The organism is Nitrospirota bacterium, from assembly GCA_016207905.1.
In the GTDB taxonomy this organism is placed as follows: domain Bacteria; phylum Nitrospirota; class Thermodesulfovibrionia; order Thermodesulfovibrionales; family JdFR-86; genus JACQZC01.
Window position 1 is genome coordinate 1 of sequence record JACQZC010000045.1, and the last position, 18,075, is coordinate 18,075.

Genomic DNA, 18,075 nt, shown 5'->3' on the forward strand with positions numbered 1-18,075 from the left:
AAAACCCGTAGAAGGATAGCTTAAGCTATCGCTCTGTAATATGGGAGGTGCATTTTCTTTTTCATGGTATCATTCTGATGCCGATGCTTCGGCAGAAGAATCTCGTATTCCCCTCTATTAAGAGGGGTAGGTGTGTGTTCCCCTTTTTTGTCATTCCGACTTGTTCGGAATCCTTCTCCTTGTTTCTGTCTTATTAACCCCTTGCAATAACCCATTAAAAAGAAATATTATTTAGGAGAATTGGAGGGATGAATTTTATGAAGGAGTGGACACACCCCGGAGGAAAGTTAAGAGAGCTTGGGGCAGACTCTTTGACTGATGCTGAGCTTTTAGCAATACTTATCTCTACAGGCACTAAGGGAAAATCAGCAGAAGACTTAGCTAATGAAATCCTTAAAAGATTTGGTTCATTTAAAGGAATGGCTAATCAGCCACTTGAAAAATTCCTTGAGATTAAAGGAATTGGAGATGTTAAAATCATCAGGGTTGCGTCTGCTTTTGAAATTGCAAAAAGGGTTGTTAAAGAGGTGCTAAGGGATTATAATAAGGAGTGATGAGGTTAGATGAAGAAGACTAAACTTATGGGGAAACCTATAAATATCCCTGATGTCTTACCAAAGAGACCTAAGGAATATACTGTGCAAGTCTTGCAATATAGCATGCTCGGAAATGGGATAAAAAGGTAAGGAAATCTTCTGCTAAAAGGGCAAATGAGCTTGATGGTAATACTTGGCTTCGGTATTCCATTAGTGTTTGGAATGATATTGTAAAAACAACTGAGGAGCTTAAGCTAAAGCATCCAGCAATGTTTCCAAAAGAATTGCCCAAAAGAATTATCAAATCATTTCTCACAAACGATAAGAAAAAAGTTTTAGACCCCCTTATGGGTATCGGCTCAACACTTGTGGCAGCAAAGGAATTGGGCAAGGAAGGCATTGGATTTGAGATATCCGAAGAATATGCAAAGATAGCAAAACAACGGTTAAAAGCTATGAGCCTGTTTAGCGGGGAGCACATTCCAGAAACAATTTATGTTGACGATGCAAGAAATTTAACTAAGTATTTAGAAAAAGAATCCATTGATATTTGTATAACATCTCCACCTTATTGGGATATCCTCTCGCAAAAAAGAACAGCAGACCAGAAAGCAATTAAAGACTATCATAGAAAGGATGGGAATTTAGGAGAGATACATGATTATAACGCTTTTTTAAAAGAGCTTGAACTTATTTTTGAAAAAGTTTTTACCGTCCTTAAGAAAGGTGCTTATTGCATAGTAGAGGTTATGGATATAAGGAAAAAGGATAAGTACTATCCGCTTCATATGGATATTGTGAAATTTATGCAGGAGATAGGTTTTATATTCGACGATGTGATAATTTGGGATAGAAGGAAAGAGTATAATAATCTGCGTCCATTAGGATACCCTTTCGTTTTTAGAATTAATAAGATACACGAATATGTAATGATATTTTTAAAACCCGCTAAATAAATGAGTAAACAACTAAAATGAGCCAAATTTTATCCTGTGTGGATTACATGGATAATGATGTAGCATACCTGCTCGGCATGATTATGGTTAGAGGCTCGTTCCATGTGGAAAGAGATGTAAAACGCCTGCTAATTCATTTTCCGTACCAGTTAATGGAAGTAAAGGGTCTGCCAGACAGCAAGCTTAAATTTAATCAAGAGACAGAGATACGCTTAAACCTTGATGATGTTAGAAAAAGGATTAACGAGTTGTTAGAGGTTAATGAAGGGGGATTACTAATAAATTTAAATTTAAAAAAACTCCGACAGCCTGTTGCACTGAGAAAATTCCCCGTGTCTGTATGAATTATTTTTCTTTCCTTCTTATAAAGAATTTCTCTATCTCAACTACAAAGAAAACAACCGATGAAAGGGCAAGCGTAATCGTCAGCTCGCTTAAGGTTAAAGGATAGGTCTTAAACACAGGGTTTAAAAACGGCACATATATAGTTGCCATCTGAAGGAAAAATGTCAGTATAACAGCACCAAAGAGGTATTTGTTTGAGAACAGTCCGAGCTTAAATAACGACTCTTTTTCGGACCTTATTGCCATAGCATTTCCAAGCTGTAGGAGACAGAGCACGGTAAAGACCATTGTCTGCCAGTGATAGCCTTCTCTGATTGCCCATGCCTGTGCAAAAAGCGCAATACCTGCCATCAGAAGTCCTACCCACAGAGCCTGAATGCCTAAGCCATGTGCAAATATGCTTTCCTTTGGATGTCTTGGAGGTCTTTTCATCACATCTTTCTCTACAGGCTCGGCAGAAAGGGCAAGTGCAGGCAGTCCGTCCGTTACAAGGTTTATCCAGAGTATCTGGATTGGCAAAAGTGGCATTGGAAGACCAATCAGGGGCGCAAGAAAAATTGTCCATATCTCGCCTGAGTTAGTTGTAAGAAGGTATCTTACGAATTTCCTTACATTGTCATAAATCTTTCTTCCTTCCCTTACTGCATTGACAATGGTTGCAAAGTTATCATCGAGAAGTATCATATGGCTTGCCTCTTTCGAGACATCAGTGCCTGTTACACCCATTGCGATTCCGATGTCTGCCCTTTTAAGTGCAGGTGCATCGTTGACCCCATCGCCTGTCATTGCGACAAACTGTCCTTTTGCCTGAAGTGCCTTGACTATCTTTAGTTTCTGCTCAGGCGCAACCCTTGCATAAACCTTAATATGCTCTACCTTCTCCTCGAGCTCCTCAAGCGAGAGCCTTTCAAGCAGTCTTCCTGTTATAACTGCCTTTGAGTCATCATCGAGGATTCCAAGCCTCTTAGCTATTGCCATTGCAGTGATTGGATGGTCCCCTGTAATCATCACAGGCTTTATGCCTGCTGTTTTGCATAATGTAACAGCCCTTTTTGCCTCCTCTCTCGGTGGATCCATCATGCCTACAAGTCCAAGCACAGTAAGCCCTGCCTCTATATTCTCATGGGACATATCCTTTGGAAGTGTCTTCCATCTCCTTTTTGCAATGCAAAGCACCCTTAGCCCATCGCCTGCCATTCGGTCATTTACCCTTCTTAGTTCTTCCCTGTTTATTGGCATCATGCCTTGTTCTGTTAGCACAGTGCTTGCCCTTTCAATCAATGTCTCAAAAGCACCCTTTGTAAAGGAGTAAACCGTGGTGCCATCTCCATGGAATGTGGTCATGCATTTTCTTTCAGAGTCAAATGGCAATTCAGCAAGTCTTGGGAATTCCTTTTCCAGTGTTTTCTTATCGAAGCCACTGTCTTTTGAGATAATATAAAGGGCAATCTCCGTTGGGTCGCCAATGACATTGCCATCTGCATCGACCCCTGCATCGTTACTTAATGCAAGGGCATTCATAAGCAACCCGGAGGAAGTTATATCTTCGATGCCTTCTCGGGTCATGATTAGCCTTCCTGAGGCATAAATCTCCTCCACAGTCATCTTATTCTGGGTGAGTGTGCCTGTTTTGTCAGAGCAGATATATGTCACAGAGCCAAGTGTCTCTACTGCAGGAAGTTTTCTTACGAGGGCATTCTGTTTGACTAATTTTTTTGCGCCCAATGCAAGGGATATGGTTATCACAGCAGGAAGTGCCTCTGGTATTGCGGCAACTGCCAGAGATATGGCAGTCAAAAGCATGAGCAAAGGAGGCTCTCCTCTCAGAAGACCTATTCCAAAGACAATGGCGCATATGGCTAAAACCGAGATGGCAAGTTTCTGTCCAAACACTGCAATCCTTTTCTGAAGAGGGGTTTTTACTTCTTCCTCCTCCTGAAGCATTCCTGCAATCCTGCCAAGCTCGGTATCCATTCCCGTGGCAACAACAACACCTACACCCCTTCCATAAGTAATTGCAGTGCCTCTGAATGCCATATTTTTTCTGTCCCCAAGAGGTAAAAACTCATCGTGAATAGGCTTTGTGTGCTTCTCTACAGGCACTGACTCTCCTGTAAGAGTGGCCTCCTCTACCTTCATATGATGTACCTCGATAAGTCTTATATCAGCAGGCACGATTTTCCCTGAATCCAAAACCACGATGTCCCCTGGCACGACCTGAGAGGCAGGGATGCTTTGTGGCATTCCTTCCCTTAGCACAGTTGCATAATGCCCTGCCATTTTTTTAAGTGCAGACATTGCCTTTTCAGCCCTGTACTCCTGAACAAACCCGATTACCGCATTGAGGACAACGATTACAACTATGGCTAAGGTGTCTGCAAGCTCGCCAATCAGCCCGGATATGACTGCGGCTGCAATCAGAACTGCAATCATGAAGTCCTTGAACTGCTCGAGGAACATGCCTAATGGAGTTTTTTTCTTTTTCTCCCTTAGCTCATTAGGGCCATATTCGCTGAGCCTTCTTCTGGCATCCTCTGAGGAAATGCCTGAAATGGAGGAGTTTAAACTCCGTAATATATCTTCTATGTCTTTCTGATACCAGTGCATTTTTAACCTGAATAAATAAGGCGTAAACGATATTATAAACTTTTATGAAAGGAAAAGTAATCACAGACTTTTCAACCGAATTGATTTGAGGTATTATAGTTTATGGCGGGCAATAATCCATACCCGCCTCCTGAATTTCCTGCTTCTATGAGGGAGTGCCACCAAGAAGCTCATTTGATACATATTCCTTATGCCTTGAGGTTTGTGGTATATTCAAACCGGGTTTTCGTATAGTCATAATTCTGGAGAGAAAATGGATAAGAGAATGTATGTGTTAATTTTAAATTGGGATTTTTCTCAAAAGCCAAGGCAAATCTTTGAACAATTAAGAAAATATATCGCAGGCGAATCGTGGAAAAGATACGAAAATAAAAAAGGGCTTATTCAAAAAATATGGTATTCAAATATTGAAACAGGACAATTCGGAGGTATTTATCTCTGGGAGACAAAGGAGGCAAGGGAAGAAGAAATACGGACAATGTATCGGGTGAAAGCAATGACAGGGATTGATCCAACTATTCATCAATTTGACGTAGAGGCTATACAGGAAGGACTTCATTCAATAGAGAAGTTAACTTCTATGGGATTAGCTTGGATAGAAAATAGAAACACATAACAAATCGCTCAAGAGGGACGTGGCAAAAGCCGGCGCGCCCCTTAGCTGACAAAAAATTCAATCCATTTTCTTTCGCCCCTCCCTCTCAACCCTCCTGATTGCATATTCCACACGGTTCTAAGTTTTTGGACGGGCAAATGTAACCCTTAATCTTATCACCGGGTTTAGAATGCATTACTTAATCCCATATTTTTGATGGGCAATACAATACTCTGACACTCCCGGCACAAAATCTTTAAGGTCAACGCTTTTTACAGTTCCCCTACACGGCGTGCCTCTTTTTGTTGTTGCAGGACAACGATAATCGCCGTCAACATATTTTTCCATCATGTTTTTCCACCCTTTATATCGTTGCAAAGAAACCCTGTGCATTTTTGCTCCGAACATATCAGGGTCTTTCAGATATTCAAGCACCTGATCGGTAGTTAAATCAAAAAATCCATCCACCAAATGAACGGTAAACATAATGCCCTTTCCCGATAATTCTTCAAGAATTCCCTTTTTTACCGTAAATTCGTCCTTCATTCCGGTTTTCCGTACCGGTCGGAGACGTCGAGCATCTCCCTATCAGAGACCTCGGGGAAAAACATAAGGCGTACCTTGAGCAGTTCTTCCTCCAATGCCTCTTTTAAGGACTCTTTGATTATTAACTTAAGCTCATTTTGACTCACCGTGGGCATACCCAAACCTCCTTATGCTTATTAGTATGTGTTGGTATTTTAGCATGGCTCAATAAAAAATAAACCTTTCCCATTTATGCCTTGAAGCATCTCTTCGCCCTCTATGAGTCTGTGAAGGGTCTGTCGCTCAGGAGAGTTTACACCCCTGAGGAAGTCAATCCATACGCTGGTATCCACAAGTATCATATCCTAATGCCACATTGCCTTTTCAGGAACATATTCAAAAACCTTTATTCTTTTCACTGAGTAGCTAAGCCCTGTTGCCTTGATTTCCCTTGAGGATTCATAAAGAAGCCTGAAATGCCTGAGCCCAATGCCACCCTTTAGAAAAAGCCTCGTAGAGATAAGCCTAAAGTATCTTTCCCCTAATCTCCATGAGCCAGTTTTTTCGTCAAGGTTTGCATAATCCCTATGTTTAATGCCCAGGATGCGTGCATATTTATTTAGGCTCGGAGCGAGGTTTGTGATTATCACATAGCGGACTTTGTTTCTACTTAAAACCCTCTGTGCCGATTCCTCGTCCTCGGAGAGCATGAATTCCACGGAGTCCAGAAGTCCATGGGTCTCGGCTCCAAAATTCGTTGCAACCGCAGGCCTTTTAGCTATGTTTTCAATCCAACTGCCTATACTCCATTCGGCAAGAACTCCGTATTCTGGCATTCGGTGTGGCTCGTAGTAGTAACTGGTTTCAGGCGTGTTTTTGCGTAGCCAGTCCATCACCTCTACAAACTCCTTCTGTATCTCCATAACCCTGAGAGGTCCCTTAGAATAACTAAAAGACCTTACGAGGAGAATAGAAACAACAATGAAAAATAAACCCATGAAGACATTTCTCAGAGCCCTTTTCTGCCCGCAGAGTATAGTCCTTTCCATTATCATGCCCGAAAGAAAAGCCACATTCACCGCAAGTAGGTTTTCGAATCTCAGATGAGACAGAGTCGAAAGGAAAAACACAAAGCTTGAGGTCATAAGAAATGCCATTTGAGGACGTTTCTCTCCTACTGTCAATAGCCTTCTTAGAAACCATATAATGCCCAATGGAACTGCCCAAAAAAACAGCGATAGATCCAGAGTAGGTATAATAAAGTTAAACCTTCCGTTAGGGAAAAGTATGGACTGATACTCTATGTTGTCCTCAAGCCAGATGTCGCCATGTGCCATCATTGCCCCTGACCTCAGTATCTCCGTAGAAAAGGCAGGAACTAAAACAGCCACAAGTGCAACTGGAATCAGAAACATAATGGACTCATAAATAAGGACTCTTTTTGAAAATCCAATTTTTCTCACACTGTAAGCAGAAAGAAAACCTGCACTTATGGTCAGGGATAAGATGGCATGAAAGTATGAGACCTCTCTGAAGCTTACATAACTACGAACTGCGAGAATGCCTCCCAAAGCCATCCCTAAAAAAACAATGCCCTTTATGCCAAATACAATTCCTCCCAGTCTGAGTGTCCTGCCATCTTTTGGGTCAACTACATGAAGCACTATAAGCATCATAAGCCCTATAACCCAGAACTGTGTTGCCCCCCGCCAGAGGAGAATGGACATAACCCCTGCACATCCTGCTAAAAAGGCATATAAAGGAGCTCTCCAATCCTTTACCCTAAACATCCTGATAAGAAGATAAAAATAGATTGCACCAATCAGAGGCTCGATAACATTGTTATCAGGCTGTCCAACCGTAGAATAGCAGAGATAGCCCGGCATTATGCCAAAAAACAAGGCACTAAAAATCGCTGCCCTTTTGTCCATAAACTCCCTTGCAAGTATGTATACCATAGCTATAGAAAGCATACCTATAATTGCAGGAAGGAAAACACCTACAAGCTCTACTGTCCTGGTGGATGGGCTTCCAAAGCCCACTAATTTTGCGATGAAGGCTATCATGAAGTCATAAAGTGGCGAAAGCAAATTAGGGCTTCCAACAGGATAACCTTGATAGTAATTGTGTAAAGGGATTTTCGGAAAATCATTCAGTATCAGGAAAACCCTTCTCATGTGGTCATAAGAGTCAGGACCATAAAAATAGACCCTATCAGGTGTTATGAACTCCCTGTAAGGTAGTAGACGAAGAACAAGTGGAACTGAAAAGACTATGAAATAGACAATATGCCTTGCTTTAAACCGCATCCCTTTTAATACCACATTGCCCTGTCAGGCACATGCCAGTGGATAAAGTCATACCATATGCCAATCGGAGCCTTTTCAACCCCTTTGAATCTTTTATGAAGCACAGGAAGGCTATCAGGGACAAAAAGGAATGTGTAGGGCTGTTCATCGGACAAAAGCTCATGAATTCTCCAGTAGATCCTTTTCCTTTTCTCTATGTCAAATGTCTGTCTGCCCTTAATAAGAAGCCTATCGAGCTCTTCGTTTTTATATGAGATAAAATTAAACTCCCCTTCCTTTGTCTTTGATGAATGCCATATGTCATAGAGGTCAGGGTCCCTCGAGAGTGCCCAGCCAAGGATTATAGCCTCAAATCTTTTTTTATCTATGAACTCATGAAGAAGTGCCTGCCACTCTAAGACTTTTATATTCATTTCAATGCCAACTGCCTTGAGGTTTTCCTTGATTATCTGGGCAGTCTTAAGCCTCACATCGTTTCCCTGATTTATAAGCACCGTGAATACAAATGGCTTTCCGTTTTTTTTGAGGACTCCATTATCTACCATTTGCCAGCCTGCCTCTTTAAGAAGTTTTTTTGCCTTATCGGGGTTATATTCAGGGTCTTTAACATTTGGGTTATATGCCCACGACTCAGAAGGAAATGGCCCTGTAGAGACTGTCCCAAAACCAAGGAGAACACCCTTAATAATGTCTTTTTTCTTTATTGCATGTGTTATTGCCCTTCTTACCCTTTTGTCAGAGAATCGCTCATCGAGAAGGTTATATCCAAGATATGTGTATCCGAATGAAGGGTAGAGGAACTTCTGGAAATACCTTTTGAAAAGCACAGTATCAGCCTGTAGTTTATATTGAGGCGGCGTAAGAGCCATGAAATCTATTCCTCCAAACTTAAGCTCAAGGAACATCGTTGCCGTGTCAGGTATAACACGGGCAATGTATTTATCTATCTTTGGCTTTCCCTCGAAATACTCATCAAATGAAGATAGCACAATCTTCTGACCAGTAACCCATTCCTTAAGCCTGTAAGGTCCTGTGCCTATGGGGTTTCTACTGAACTCCTCTGAAGTTATGTCTTTGCCCTCGAGGATGTGCTTTGGGATAATCCCCATTCCCCATGATTCTAAAGCAGGTGCATAGGGCTCCTCGTATATAACCTTAATGGTATATCTGTCAGACGCAGAGACGCTCTTAACGGGCCCATAGATACTGCTATAAGGGGTTGGCACCTCTGGGTTTATGACTGTGTTATATGTAAATAACACATCATCCGAGCTGAATTCAACCCCATCATGCCATTTAACTCCTTTTCTGAGGTGGAATATTATCTCAAGTCCTCCATCTTTGATTTCCCATGACTCTGCAAGGTCTCCTACGACCAATATGTCCTTGTCGTATTTTGTAAGACCATTAAAGAGAAGACCGCTTATATCGCCTGAGGCTGAATCGGATGCGAGAGGTGGAAGAAGGTTTTTTGCATCCGCAAGAAAGCCTATTGTGATAGAATTTGGAGCTTTGATTTCAGGCTCTCTGCTACAGCCTATTGAAATGATGAGTGTAGCAAGCACAAAGACCCTTATGACATTCATGGAGTAATTATAACAGACTTTTTTCATGTCAGTTTCACCCATCACCGTGAAATTGGAGAATTGTCAATGCAGTTTGTTAAAATCTAAGGCATGTTTCTACAGCAGGTAATAAACGGTCTGACATTAGGCGGGGTTTACGCCCTTATAGCTCTGGGCTATACGATGGTGTATGGCATACTTCAGCTTATTAATTTTGCCCATGGAGAAATCTACATGCTTGCCGCATATCTTGGCATCATTGTATTTGGTTTCTTTACATCAGCAGGGTTAACGGCTGTGAGTCTGCCTCTGAGCCTTATCCTTACATTTCTCATTGCCATAATACTGAGCTCGGCATACGGATTCACCGTAGAAAGGGTTGCATACAGACCATTAAGGGGCGCAGGAAGGCTGAGCCCTCTCATATCAGCCATAGGAGTCTCTATATTCCTTCAGAACTATGTGATGCTCACACAGGGTGCAACTGATAGGGTATTTCCTCAGGTCTTCTGGGCAGAGGGTTTTCAAATCCTCAAGGCAAGAATAACTTATCTTCAGACATCGATAATAATAGTATCCTGCATTATCATGATTACCCTTATGTGGTTTATACAGAGGACAAAAACTGGAAAGGCAATGAGGGCAGTTGCAGAAGACAGGACAATGGCATCTTTAGTGGGAATAAATGTTAATGCAGTAATAGCCATAACATTCATCATCGGCTCAGGACTTGCAGGAGTGGCAGGCGTGATGATTGCAATGTATTATGGACTGGTGAATTATTACATAGGTTATGTGGCAGGCATAAAGGCATTTACAGCCGCAGTCTTAGGCGGCATAGGCTCTATTCAAGGTGCAATGGCAGGAGGCATACTGCTTGGAATAGTGGAAAGCATGGGTGCTGCCTACATATCATCCGAATACAAAGATGCCTATGCCTTTATAATGCTCATAATCGTTCTCCTTATAAAACCTTCGGGGCTATTCGGAAAAACCGAAAGGGAAAAGGTATGAGAGCGTCAACCCATTTATCGATACTTATTATTGCACTCTGGGCATCTGTCCTTTTCCTTCCATTTAAAGGGCTTAAGGCATCTCTCATACTCTTTGTATCCGTCCTTATTGCAGGTCTCCTCTTGAAACCACTCAGAGAAGGCTTAAAAGGGCTTAAGTGGAAGATAAAACTGCCACCTATTCCCGTAAAATTTCTTATACCATTCATCATCGCAGGAGCTCTCGTCATCCCTCTTATATTCAGCGACTATGTGATAGATGTGGCAATACTTGCAGGGATATACATAATCCTTGCGCTTGGGCTTAATGTCGTTGTAGGCTTTGCAGGGCTTTTGAACTTGGGCTTTGCCGCATTTTATGCAATAGGAGCATACTCTTTTGCCCTAATAGGTGTGAAGTGGGGTATTGGTTTCTGGTCAGCCCTGCCTTTGTCATTGGCATTGACAACTGCATCTGGCTTTATTATGGGTGCGCCTGGACTTAGGCTAAGGGGTGATTACCTTGCCATAGTTACATTAGGCTTTGGAGAGATAACAAGGCTTGTTCTTAATAACTGGGATTCTTTTACAAATGGGCCAAATGGCATAGCAGGAATTCAAAGGCCTTATCTTATGGACATTCCCCTGACAGGGCTTGCGGGATATTATTATGTTGTCCTCATATCTGTTTTGTTTAGTGTTTTCATTATAAAAAGAGTTCATTCAAGTAGAATCGGCAGGGCATGGATTGCTATAAGAGAGGATGAAATAGCGGCAGGCTCTATGGGGATAAACACGACTGCCTATAAGCTTTATGCATTTGCCTTTGGAGCTTTCTGGGCAGGGCTTGCTGGAGCTCTGTTTTCGGCAAAGATGCAGTTCATCTCACCTGAAAGCTTTACATTTATGGAATCCGTATTCATACTCTGCATGGTCATATTAGGTGGGATGGGAAGCATTCCCGGTGTGATGCTCGGTGCAGTCATACTTGTCGTACTGCCGGAGCTTTTAAGGGAGATTCAAATCTACAGGATGCTTGCCCTCGGTGGAGGACTTGTGCTTTTAATGCTCTTCAGACCGCAGGGGATTCTTGGAGGCAAAGGTGTATCCACTTGAGCTAAGAGGACTGACTAAAAACTTTGGAGGCCTAAAAGCCCTCGAGGATGTTAGCTTTAAGGTCAGAGGCAATTCTATATTAAGCATCATAGGGCCAAATGGTGCAGGAAAGACAACCCTGTTTAACTGCCTCACAGGTCTCATTAAGCCAACCCGTGGAAATATATTCTTTAAAGGCATTGACATCACAGGCAAGCCTTCTCACAGAATCTTGAGCCTTGGCATTGCAAGGACATTCCAGAACATAAGGCTTTTCAAAGAGATGACTGTTATCGAAAATGTCATGGTCTCTGAGCATGCAAGAACAAAACAGGGCATTTTGGGCTCTATCATAAGGGACAGGACATTCAGAGGAGAAGAAAAAGCCATAAGGGAAAAGGCACTTGAGTATCTTGAACTGGTTGGCATAGAGGCTATGAAAGATGTCCCTGCTAAAAGCCTTCCTTATGGAGACCAGAGAAGATTGGAGGTTGCAAGGGCACTTGCCTCTGAGCCTGAAATTCTGCTTTTAGATGAGCCAACCGCAGGAATGAACCCTCAAGAGACAGAGGAAATGATGACCCTTATAAGAAAGCTGAAGGAACTCGGGCATACCATTGTCTTCATAGAGCATGACATGAGGGTTGTTATGGGAATATCCGAAACTATCGTTGTGCTTGACCATGGCTCACGGATTGCAGAAGGCACTCCTTCTCTTGTAAGAGAAGACCCTCTTGTGATAGAGGCATACTTAGGAAAAGAAGTTCATGCTTAGACTTAAGGATATCCATACATTTTATGGACCAATAGAGGCATTAAAGGGCATCAGCCTTGAGGTTGGAAAGGGGCAAATCGTCTGCCTCCTTGGAGGGAATGGCGCAGGGAAATCCACAGCCCTTATGACAATCTCAGGGGTTCTTAAGCCAAAGGCAGGCGAGATTTATTTTGACGAAGCCCCAATACATAAACTTCCTCCACATGAGATAGTGCAGATGGGAATAAGCCATGTGCCAGAAGGAAGGAGAATATTCCCCGGTCTTACTGTAAGGGAAAACCTTGAGATGGGTGCTTACTCTTTAAAGCCAAAGAAAAGCGAATTCACGAGGGTCTTTGAGCTCTTCCCTTTGCTTAAGGAAAGGCAGAAACAATATGGAGGCACCCTTTCAGGCGGTGAACAGCAGATGCTTGCCATAGGAAGGGCACTTATGTCAGGGCCAAGGCTTCTTCTGATGGATGAGCCGAGCCTTGGTCTTTCCCCTATACTTGTAACCCTGATATTTAAGACGATAAAGGAGATAAACAGTCAGGGGGTTACAGTTCTCCTTGTTGAGCAGAATGCAATGTCTGCTCTAAGACTCTCTGAAAAAGGCTATGTGCTGGAAGGTGGAAAGGTCGCACTCACAGGCAGAGGCGAGGAGCTAATTGAAAACGAAGAGGTAAAAAAGGCTTATTTGGGTAATAGATGAGGAGAAAGGAGTCTATATGTGCGAGTTGAATGCATATGTTTACGAAGAAGGCATTGAAAAGCTTTTCTTGGACAATGTGGAAACAGTCAGGCTCGAAGGGGAAAATGTCCTCCTAAGAAACCTCTTTGGCGAGGAAAAGGTCTTTGATGGAGTGCTTGAGGAGCTATCCCTTTCAAGACATAAGATTATCTTAAGAAAAAAATAGTGTCTGAATGGCGGATTATCGATTCAGGAGATGGAGATGCCTTCTATAACATGGCATTGGATGAGGCAATCTCTGCCTCTGTAAGGAAAGGTAATGCACCTCCTACACTCAGGTTTTATGGCTGGGCGAAACCTTCTTTAAGCATAGGATGTTTTCAGGGCACAAAAGACATCGACTCGGATTACTGCAAAGAAAAAGACATCCCAATCGTAAGAAGACCAACAGGAGGAAGGGCAATACTTCATGACAAGGAGCTTACATACAGCTTTTCTTCAAGGTCAGTCGGAGTGTTTTCAGATGGACTCAGGGATACATATAAGAAAATAAGCTCTGCATTGTCAATTGCCATGGAAAGGCTTGGAATCCAATCGGAGATGCAAGATTCTTTCTCAGGCTCCTATGCGAGAAGTCCTCTTTGTTTTCAATCAAGCTCATACGGAGAGCTATCCTTTAATGGAAGAAAGCTCATTGGCTCTGCCCAGAGAAGATGGAACGATGGTTTTCTTCAGCAAGGCTCTATCCCATATAGAATAGATTATGCCAAGATAAAGCGTATATTCCCTAACACTACACTGCACAGAAGACAAGAAATACCTCTCATCCAGTTATACAAGCCCGACAATGTAACTACCCTTAAGGATGCCATAAGGGAATCCTTTGAGATGCTCTTCGATGTAAAATTTATAAGGTCTAATCCTATTCAGAAAGAGGAGGTATCTGCTCAGGAACTTCTTTCGGAGAAGTATCTTGTCCATGAATGGAACTATCAGAGATAGAGAAATAAAATACGCATACAACTCCTAAAACCACAAGGTTCAGATAATCCTGTAGCAGAGATAGAAAAACCCGATAAGGCAGTGTCAGGATAGTGCTGACATTGGGTATAAACTTCAATGACATGCCTATGAGGAAAAACAAAAGGTTTATTAATATATAGCCTGAAAACATTATTGCATAAAACCCAAATGCAGAGGGTCGTTCCTTGAAAAACCTCCATGATGCCTTGAAAGACTGAATTGGCATTAGGGAGTTAATCGCAATCATGGCAGAGCCCTGAAAAGTCATAGCCACCGAAGCAAGTACAAGAGCTAAGCCTAAAATTCCTGTCAGGACTGCAAAAAACACCCTTAAAAAATATCCTACATCGGTTTCATAAAACTTAAAGATAGATAAAATGGCAGTTATACCGCCTCCTATTATTCCCATTACAAATAGCCCAGCTATGAAGAGCGCACTAATTATTGCTGTATAGCCCAGAAGTGGAAAGAATAGCCTTCTTCCTTGCTTGAGAAACTCGGAAAGTTTAAACTCCGTCTGAGGTGTTTTCAATGCCCTAAACATTATGCCGATAGAGCCACCAAAAACATATATCCATACCGAAAATGCAAAGAGTAGATAAATAACTATTGCAATCAGTATTGCAAGACCAATGCCGAGATACCTCCTGATAAGCTCAACCGGGTTTTCGAGAGTTCTCAGAAACTCCCTGAGCCCTGTAAGGTCTGAAATATCAAGTCCTAATGCAGAGATAGCCGCAAAGATTGGTATTCCGACAATGACAAAAAATACTATACAGTTAACCACTGACATTACGACCCGAATGACAATGAGTTGCCAGTTTCTGTGAATCAGCCTGATGCCTTCTCTTATGTATCCTTTATAGGTCATGGAGAGCATTCGTATTTTAGCAGTTTTCATCTGCCTTTGCTATCTTTGACCATGCTGAAATTTTGGGTGTAGGGGCAAAGCCCCTATAACTTAAATTTTGGGCAAGTGGCTGGGATAAAACAGGATATGTTATATTGAAATAGGAGGTATCTGAGGGCTTGAAAAGCAATATACTTCTCGTGGTATCTGCAATCTTGATTATATCCATAATCATCACCCTTAACATCTTCTTTCAAGACAATTATCAGGCCGAGATGGCAGGACAGTTCAACAAGCAACAGACCTTGCTTGCAGAGACCATTGCCAAAAACATTGCCGACACCATAAATCGGCTTAAAGACCAGACCTCTGCTATTGCCCTGCTCATAGGAGACAGACATATTTCCGATGATTCTATAGGAAAAACAATATCTGTAATTAAAGAAGACCTCGGAACCGAATTTAGGGTTTTTGATGAATTGCTCATCTTAAGATACAGTAGCGCCTCTACTTCGGTTTCTCCTTCTGAGTATCAGGCATTGAAGGACTCAAAGAGGAAAACCATAGGGGTCATGCTTATAGAGGACATTAAAGAAGGAAAACTTAAATTCGTTTCGTCGATAAATCGAGGTGGTAGATGGTCAGGTGCGCTCATGCTCGATGTTGACATAGACTCTATCAATAAAAAATTCGTGACTCCAATAACATCTGGCTCAAAGGGTTATGCATGGATGATGGACAGTAGTGGCACCCTTCTTTATCATCCGACACAGCCTGAGATGCAGGGCAAAAACCTCTACAAGGCAGATGCATCGTGTTTTGAATGTCATAAGTCATTTGAGGCTGAAAAAAGGATTCTCGAAAGCAGTGCCTCTGGTGTTCAGAGCTATATAGCGCCCTTTGGAGAGGACAAGATTCTTGCGTTTTCAAGAGTAAACATCTCCCCTGAGTCCTTCTGGATAGCATGCGTCTCCATACCTTATTCAGAGGTTACGCAAAGCATAAGGCATAGCATGAGACTTCATTCTATATTGATACTCGCCATATTCGGTGCAACTGCAATAGGCGCATCTGCAATCGTAGTGATTAATAGAAAAAGAATCAAGGCAGAGGAAAGGGCAAGGCAGGAGGTAGAGCTCGAGAGATATGCAAAGGAGCTCGAAGAGACCCTGAACAAAAAGACGATAGAACTTATAAGGGAAAGGGAAAAGGTTGCACATGCCGAAAAGTTAGCCTCCATAGGCAGACTTACAGCAGGCATTGCCCATGAAATCGGAAACCCCCTAACATCTGTGTTCTCGTTCCTTCAAATCCTTAGGGAAAAAGAAACCGAGGATTTCAAAAAGGAAAGCCTCGACACAGTCCTTTTCCACATAAACAGGATTGCAGATATAGTAAGACAGCTTTCAGGCTTAACGAAATCACCCATCTCAGAATTCAAAGAAGTATCTCTAAACGAGCTTATCACTTCCTCTTTGCATCTTATGCAGTATGACAAAAGGGCAAAGAGCATCACTACCATAAAAGAGCTTTCCCCCTCTCTGCCAGCCATCGTTACAGATGCAAACCAGCTCTCTCAGGTCTTTGTAAACCTCATTCTGAATGCAGTGGATGCAATGCCTCGAGGTGGAACGCTTACAATAAGAAGCAGGTCGGAAAACGACAATATTATAGTGGAGTTTCAAGACACAGGCACAGGCATATTAGAGGAAAACCTCGAGAAGGTCTTTGACCCATTCTTTACGACAAAGGACAAAGGAACAGGTCTTGGTCTTTCGATAAGCTATGGTATCATAAAAAGGCTCGGTGGAGACATATCAGTGGAAAGCCACATGGGAAAAGGCACAAGGTTTATCATAACCATACCGGAGAGGGCATATGGAGAAAACTAAAATCCTCATCGTAGATGACGAAAAAGACATCCTGAGGGCACTTGAGTTTCTTCTTTCAGGAGAAGGATACTCTGTAACAAAGGCACTAAGCGGCGAGGAGGCAGTTGAGCAGATTAAGAAAACAGACTTTGACATCGTGCTTACTGACCTGAAGATGGAAAAGATGGATGGCATACAGGTCCTTGAGGAGGCTAAAAGGATAAACCCGGAGACTACCGTCATACTGATGACTGCATATGCCTCCGTAGAGTCGGCAGTGGATGCAATGAAAAAGGGTGCATCGGAATACATAGTAAAGCCATTTATAAACGAGGAGATTCGGCTCACCATAAAAAGGCAGCTAGAGCAGATGACACTAAAGAGAGAAAACATAGCCCTGAGACAGGAATTGAGCCAGAGAAGAGGAAGGTGCAGGGAGTTTATCTTCAGCAGTGAGTCCATGCAAAAGGTATTTGACCTCCTCGAAAAAGTCATACCTACAAAGAGCAATGTCTTACTCCTCGGTGAGTCAGGCACAGGCAAAGGCCTTATTGCAGAAATCATTCACTGCTCGAGCCAAAGAGGAGATAAGCCTTTTATAACTATCAACTGCTCTGCCATTCCAGAGAACCTTCTTGAGTCAGAGCTTTTCGGCTACAAAAAAGGAGCATTCACAGGTGCGGTCTCGGACAAGAAAGGTCTTATACAAATGGCAGACGAAGGCACCCTGTTTTTAGACGAGATAGGGGATATGCCCCTTTCTCTTCAGGCAAAACTTCTAAAAGTGCTTGACTCAGGCGAGGCCACACCACTTGGGGACACAAAGCCAAGACACTCTGACATAAGGCTTATCTCTGCAACAAACCATGATATAGAAAAACTGGCTAAGGAAGGTAGATTCAGGGAAGACCTATTCTACAGAATCAATGTCGTTGAGATAAAACTGCCTCCTCTTAGAGAAAGGAAAGAAGACATTCCGCTTCTTGCGGATATGTTCGTCAAAAGATTCGCATCGGAAAACCATAAAAACATAAAGGCAATAGAGGAGACCGTTTTAGATGTCCTGTTAGATTACCCATGGCATGGAAATGTGAGGGAGCTTGCAAATGTCATTGAAAGGGCAGTGGTCATAACAAAGGCAAACACTATTGGCATACAAGACCTGCCTGAAAAACTGACATACAAGACAAAGGAAGAGTCCTCTTTACTTCGGGAAAAAATAAATGAGTACGAAAAACAGGTAATCCTCCATGCCTACGAGACAAACAGACACAACAAGGAGGCAACTGCCTCTTCCTTAGGGATTGACCTTGCAACACTTTATAGAAAGATGAAGAAGCTAAGCATAGAGTAATAATTGG

At 42.4% G+C, this 18,075-nt stretch carries 19 protein-coding genes; 12 read left to right on the plus strand and 7 right to left on the minus strand.

The features are described from left to right. Positions 1 to 257 precede the first annotated feature (257 nt). The 3 genes from HY805_05205 to HY805_05215 all read left to right on the plus strand — a co-directional run bounded on the left by HY805_05205 (position 258) and on the right by HY805_05215 (position 1,836). Positions 258 to 554, plus strand: coding sequence for a hypothetical protein (locus HY805_05205; protein MBI4823609.1), 297 nt, complete (start codon positions 258 to 260; stop codon positions 552 to 554). A 191-nt stretch (positions 555 to 745) separates the two neighbouring features. Next, entirely contained in the window at positions 746 to 1,492 is a 747-nt protein-coding gene (locus tag HY805_05210; GenBank protein MBI4823610.1) for a site-specific DNA-methyltransferase, read from the plus strand. Between the two features lie 38 nt (positions 1,493 to 1,530). Then, positions 1,531 to 1,836: a hypothetical protein gene (locus tag HY805_05215; GenBank protein ID MBI4823611.1), complete on the plus strand. Its 306-nt coding sequence runs from the start codon at positions 1,531 to 1,533 to the stop codon at positions 1,834 to 1,836. A 1-nt stretch (position 1,837) separates the two neighbouring features. Here HY805_05215 and HY805_05220 read toward each other — a convergent pair whose 3' ends face one another. Then, positions 1,838 to 4,444, minus strand: coding sequence for a calcium-translocating P-type ATPase, PMCA-type (locus tag HY805_05220; protein MBI4823612.1), 2,607 nt, complete (start codon positions 4,442 to 4,444; stop codon positions 1,838 to 1,840). A gap of 253 nt (positions 4,445 to 4,697) precedes the next feature. Between HY805_05220 and HY805_05225 the strand changes: the two genes are divergently transcribed. Further along, positions 4,698 to 5,060 (plus strand): YdhR family protein, encoded by a 363-nt coding sequence (locus HY805_05225; protein MBI4823613.1) that lies wholly within the window; start codon positions 4,698 to 4,700, stop codon positions 5,058 to 5,060. Between the two features lie 174 nt (positions 5,061 to 5,234). Here the strand turns inward: HY805_05225 and HY805_05230 are convergent, their stop codons facing one another. From HY805_05230 to HY805_05250, 5 genes are read right to left on the minus strand one after another with little or no spacing between them, the layout of a single operon-like run. Beyond that, the gene (locus HY805_05230; GenBank protein MBI4823614.1) at positions 5,235 to 5,585 is read right to left on the minus strand and encodes a hypothetical protein; all 351 of its coding nucleotides are present in this window, start codon (positions 5,583 to 5,585) and stop codon (positions 5,235 to 5,237) included. Beyond that, complete coding sequence (locus HY805_05235) at positions 5,582 to 5,740, minus strand: hypothetical protein (GenBank protein ID MBI4823615.1); 159 nt, start codon at positions 5,738 to 5,740, stop codon at positions 5,582 to 5,584. The genes HY805_05230 and HY805_05235 overlap by 4 nt, the downstream gene beginning before the upstream one ends. Before the next feature lie 39 nt (positions 5,741 to 5,779). Beyond that, positions 5,780 to 5,926: a hypothetical protein gene (locus HY805_05240; GenBank protein MBI4823616.1), complete on the minus strand. Its 147-nt coding sequence runs from the start codon at positions 5,924 to 5,926 to the stop codon at positions 5,780 to 5,782. A 3-nt stretch (positions 5,927 to 5,929) separates the two neighbouring features. Beyond that, the gene (locus tag HY805_05245) at positions 5,930 to 7,873 is read right to left on the minus strand and encodes a glycosyltransferase family 39 protein (protein MBI4823617.1); all 1,944 of its coding nucleotides are present in this window, start codon (positions 7,871 to 7,873) and stop codon (positions 5,930 to 5,932) included. A gap of 5 nt (positions 7,874 to 7,878) precedes the next feature. Continuing rightward, entirely contained in the window at positions 7,879 to 9,459 is a 1,581-nt protein-coding gene (locus HY805_05250; GenBank protein ID MBI4823618.1) for a peptide-binding protein, read from the minus strand. 90 nt (positions 9,460 to 9,549) lie between these two features. On the opposite strand from HY805_05250, the gene HY805_05255 reads away from it, so the two are divergent. From HY805_05255 to HY805_05280, 6 genes are read left to right on the plus strand one after another with little or no spacing between them, the layout of a single operon-like run. After that, the gene (locus HY805_05255) at positions 9,550 to 10,452 is read left to right on the plus strand and encodes a branched-chain amino acid ABC transporter permease (GenBank protein MBI4823619.1); all 903 of its coding nucleotides are present in this window, start codon (positions 9,550 to 9,552) and stop codon (positions 10,450 to 10,452) included. Then, the gene (locus tag HY805_05260; GenBank protein MBI4823620.1) at positions 10,449 to 11,546 is read left to right on the plus strand and encodes a branched-chain amino acid ABC transporter permease; all 1,098 of its coding nucleotides are present in this window, start codon (positions 10,449 to 10,451) and stop codon (positions 11,544 to 11,546) included. The genes HY805_05255 and HY805_05260 overlap by 4 nt, the downstream gene beginning before the upstream one ends. After that, positions 11,533 to 12,300 (plus strand): ABC transporter ATP-binding protein, encoded by a 768-nt coding sequence (locus tag HY805_05265; protein ID MBI4823621.1) that lies wholly within the window; start codon positions 11,533 to 11,535, stop codon positions 12,298 to 12,300. The genes HY805_05260 and HY805_05265 overlap by 14 nt, the downstream gene beginning before the upstream one ends. Continuing rightward, positions 12,293 to 12,991: an ABC transporter ATP-binding protein gene (locus tag HY805_05270; protein ID MBI4823622.1), complete on the plus strand. Its 699-nt coding sequence runs from the start codon at positions 12,293 to 12,295 to the stop codon at positions 12,989 to 12,991. The genes HY805_05265 and HY805_05270 overlap by 8 nt, the downstream gene beginning before the upstream one ends. Positions 12,992 to 13,007: 16 nt before the next feature. After that, the gene (locus HY805_05275) at positions 13,008 to 13,196 is read left to right on the plus strand and encodes a CooT family nickel-binding protein (protein MBI4823623.1); all 189 of its coding nucleotides are present in this window, start codon (positions 13,008 to 13,010) and stop codon (positions 13,194 to 13,196) included. Then, complete coding sequence (locus tag HY805_05280) at positions 13,196 to 13,972, plus strand: lipoate--protein ligase family protein (protein MBI4823624.1); 777 nt, start codon at positions 13,196 to 13,198, stop codon at positions 13,970 to 13,972. Before HY805_05275 ends, HY805_05280 begins: the two co-directional genes overlap by 1 nt. On the opposite strand, the gene HY805_05285 is transcribed toward HY805_05280, so the two are convergent. Further along, positions 13,893 to 14,894, minus strand: a complete 1,002-nt coding sequence (locus tag HY805_05285; GenBank protein ID MBI4823625.1) for a hypothetical protein — start codon at positions 14,892 to 14,894, stop codon at positions 13,893 to 13,895. The two genes, HY805_05280 and HY805_05285, sit on opposite strands and share 80 nt — an antisense overlap. Positions 14,895 to 15,022: 128 nt before the next feature. Between HY805_05285 and HY805_05290 the strand changes: the two genes are divergently transcribed. After that, entirely contained in the window at positions 15,023 to 16,735 is a 1,713-nt protein-coding gene (locus HY805_05290; GenBank protein ID MBI4823626.1) for a hypothetical protein, read from the plus strand. Next, entirely contained in the window at positions 16,722 to 18,068 is a 1,347-nt protein-coding gene (locus tag HY805_05295; GenBank protein MBI4823627.1) for a sigma-54-dependent Fis family transcriptional regulator, read from the plus strand. The genes HY805_05290 and HY805_05295 overlap by 14 nt, the downstream gene beginning before the upstream one ends. Positions 18,069 to 18,075: the final 7 nt, after the last annotated feature.

What these genes read in the sequence shown, in the direction of transcription:
- HY805_05240 (MBI4823616.1), bottom strand. Translation starts at nt 5,926, where the DNA reads ATGATACTTGTGGATACCAGCGTATGGATTGACTTCCTCAGGGGTGTA.
- HY805_05230 (MBI4823614.1), bottom strand. Translation starts at nt 5,585, where the DNA reads ATGAAGGACGAATTTACGGTAAAAAAGGGAATTCTTGAAGAATTATCG.
- HY805_05255 (MBI4823619.1), top strand. Translation starts at nt 9,550, where the DNA reads ATGTTTCTACAGCAGGTAATAAACGGTCTGACATTAGGCGGGGTTTAC.
- HY805_05260 (MBI4823620.1), top strand. Translation starts at nt 10,449, where the DNA reads ATGAGAGCGTCAACCCATTTATCGATACTTATTATTGCACTCTGGGCA.
- HY805_05295 (MBI4823627.1), top strand. Translation starts at nt 16,722, where the DNA reads ATGGAGAAAACTAAAATCCTCATCGTAGATGACGAAAAAGACATCCTG.
- HY805_05250 (MBI4823618.1), bottom strand. Translation starts at nt 9,459, where the DNA reads ATGAATGTCATAAGGGTCTTTGTGCTTGCTACACTCATCATTTCAATA.
- HY805_05270 (MBI4823622.1), top strand. Translation starts at nt 12,293, where the DNA reads ATGCTTAGACTTAAGGATATCCATACATTTTATGGACCAATAGAGGCA.
- HY805_05245 (MBI4823617.1), bottom strand. Translation starts at nt 7,873, where the DNA reads ATGCGGTTTAAAGCAAGGCATATTGTCTATTTCATAGTCTTTTCAGTT.
- HY805_05235 (MBI4823615.1), bottom strand. Translation starts at nt 5,740, where the DNA reads ATGCCCACGGTGAGTCAAAATGAGCTTAAGTTAATAATCAAAGAGTCC.
- HY805_05285 (MBI4823625.1), bottom strand. Translation starts at nt 14,894, where the DNA reads ATGAAAACTGCTAAAATACGAATGCTCTCCATGACCTATAAAGGATAC.
- HY805_05275 (MBI4823623.1), top strand. Translation starts at nt 13,008, where the DNA reads ATGTGCGAGTTGAATGCATATGTTTACGAAGAAGGCATTGAAAAGCTT.
- HY805_05225 (MBI4823613.1), top strand. Translation starts at nt 4,698, where the DNA reads ATGGATAAGAGAATGTATGTGTTAATTTTAAATTGGGATTTTTCTCAA.
- HY805_05205 (MBI4823609.1), top strand. Translation starts at nt 258, where the DNA reads ATGAAGGAGTGGACACACCCCGGAGGAAAGTTAAGAGAGCTTGGGGCA.
- HY805_05220 (MBI4823612.1), bottom strand. Translation starts at nt 4,444, where the DNA reads ATGCACTGGTATCAGAAAGACATAGAAGATATATTACGGAGTTTAAAC.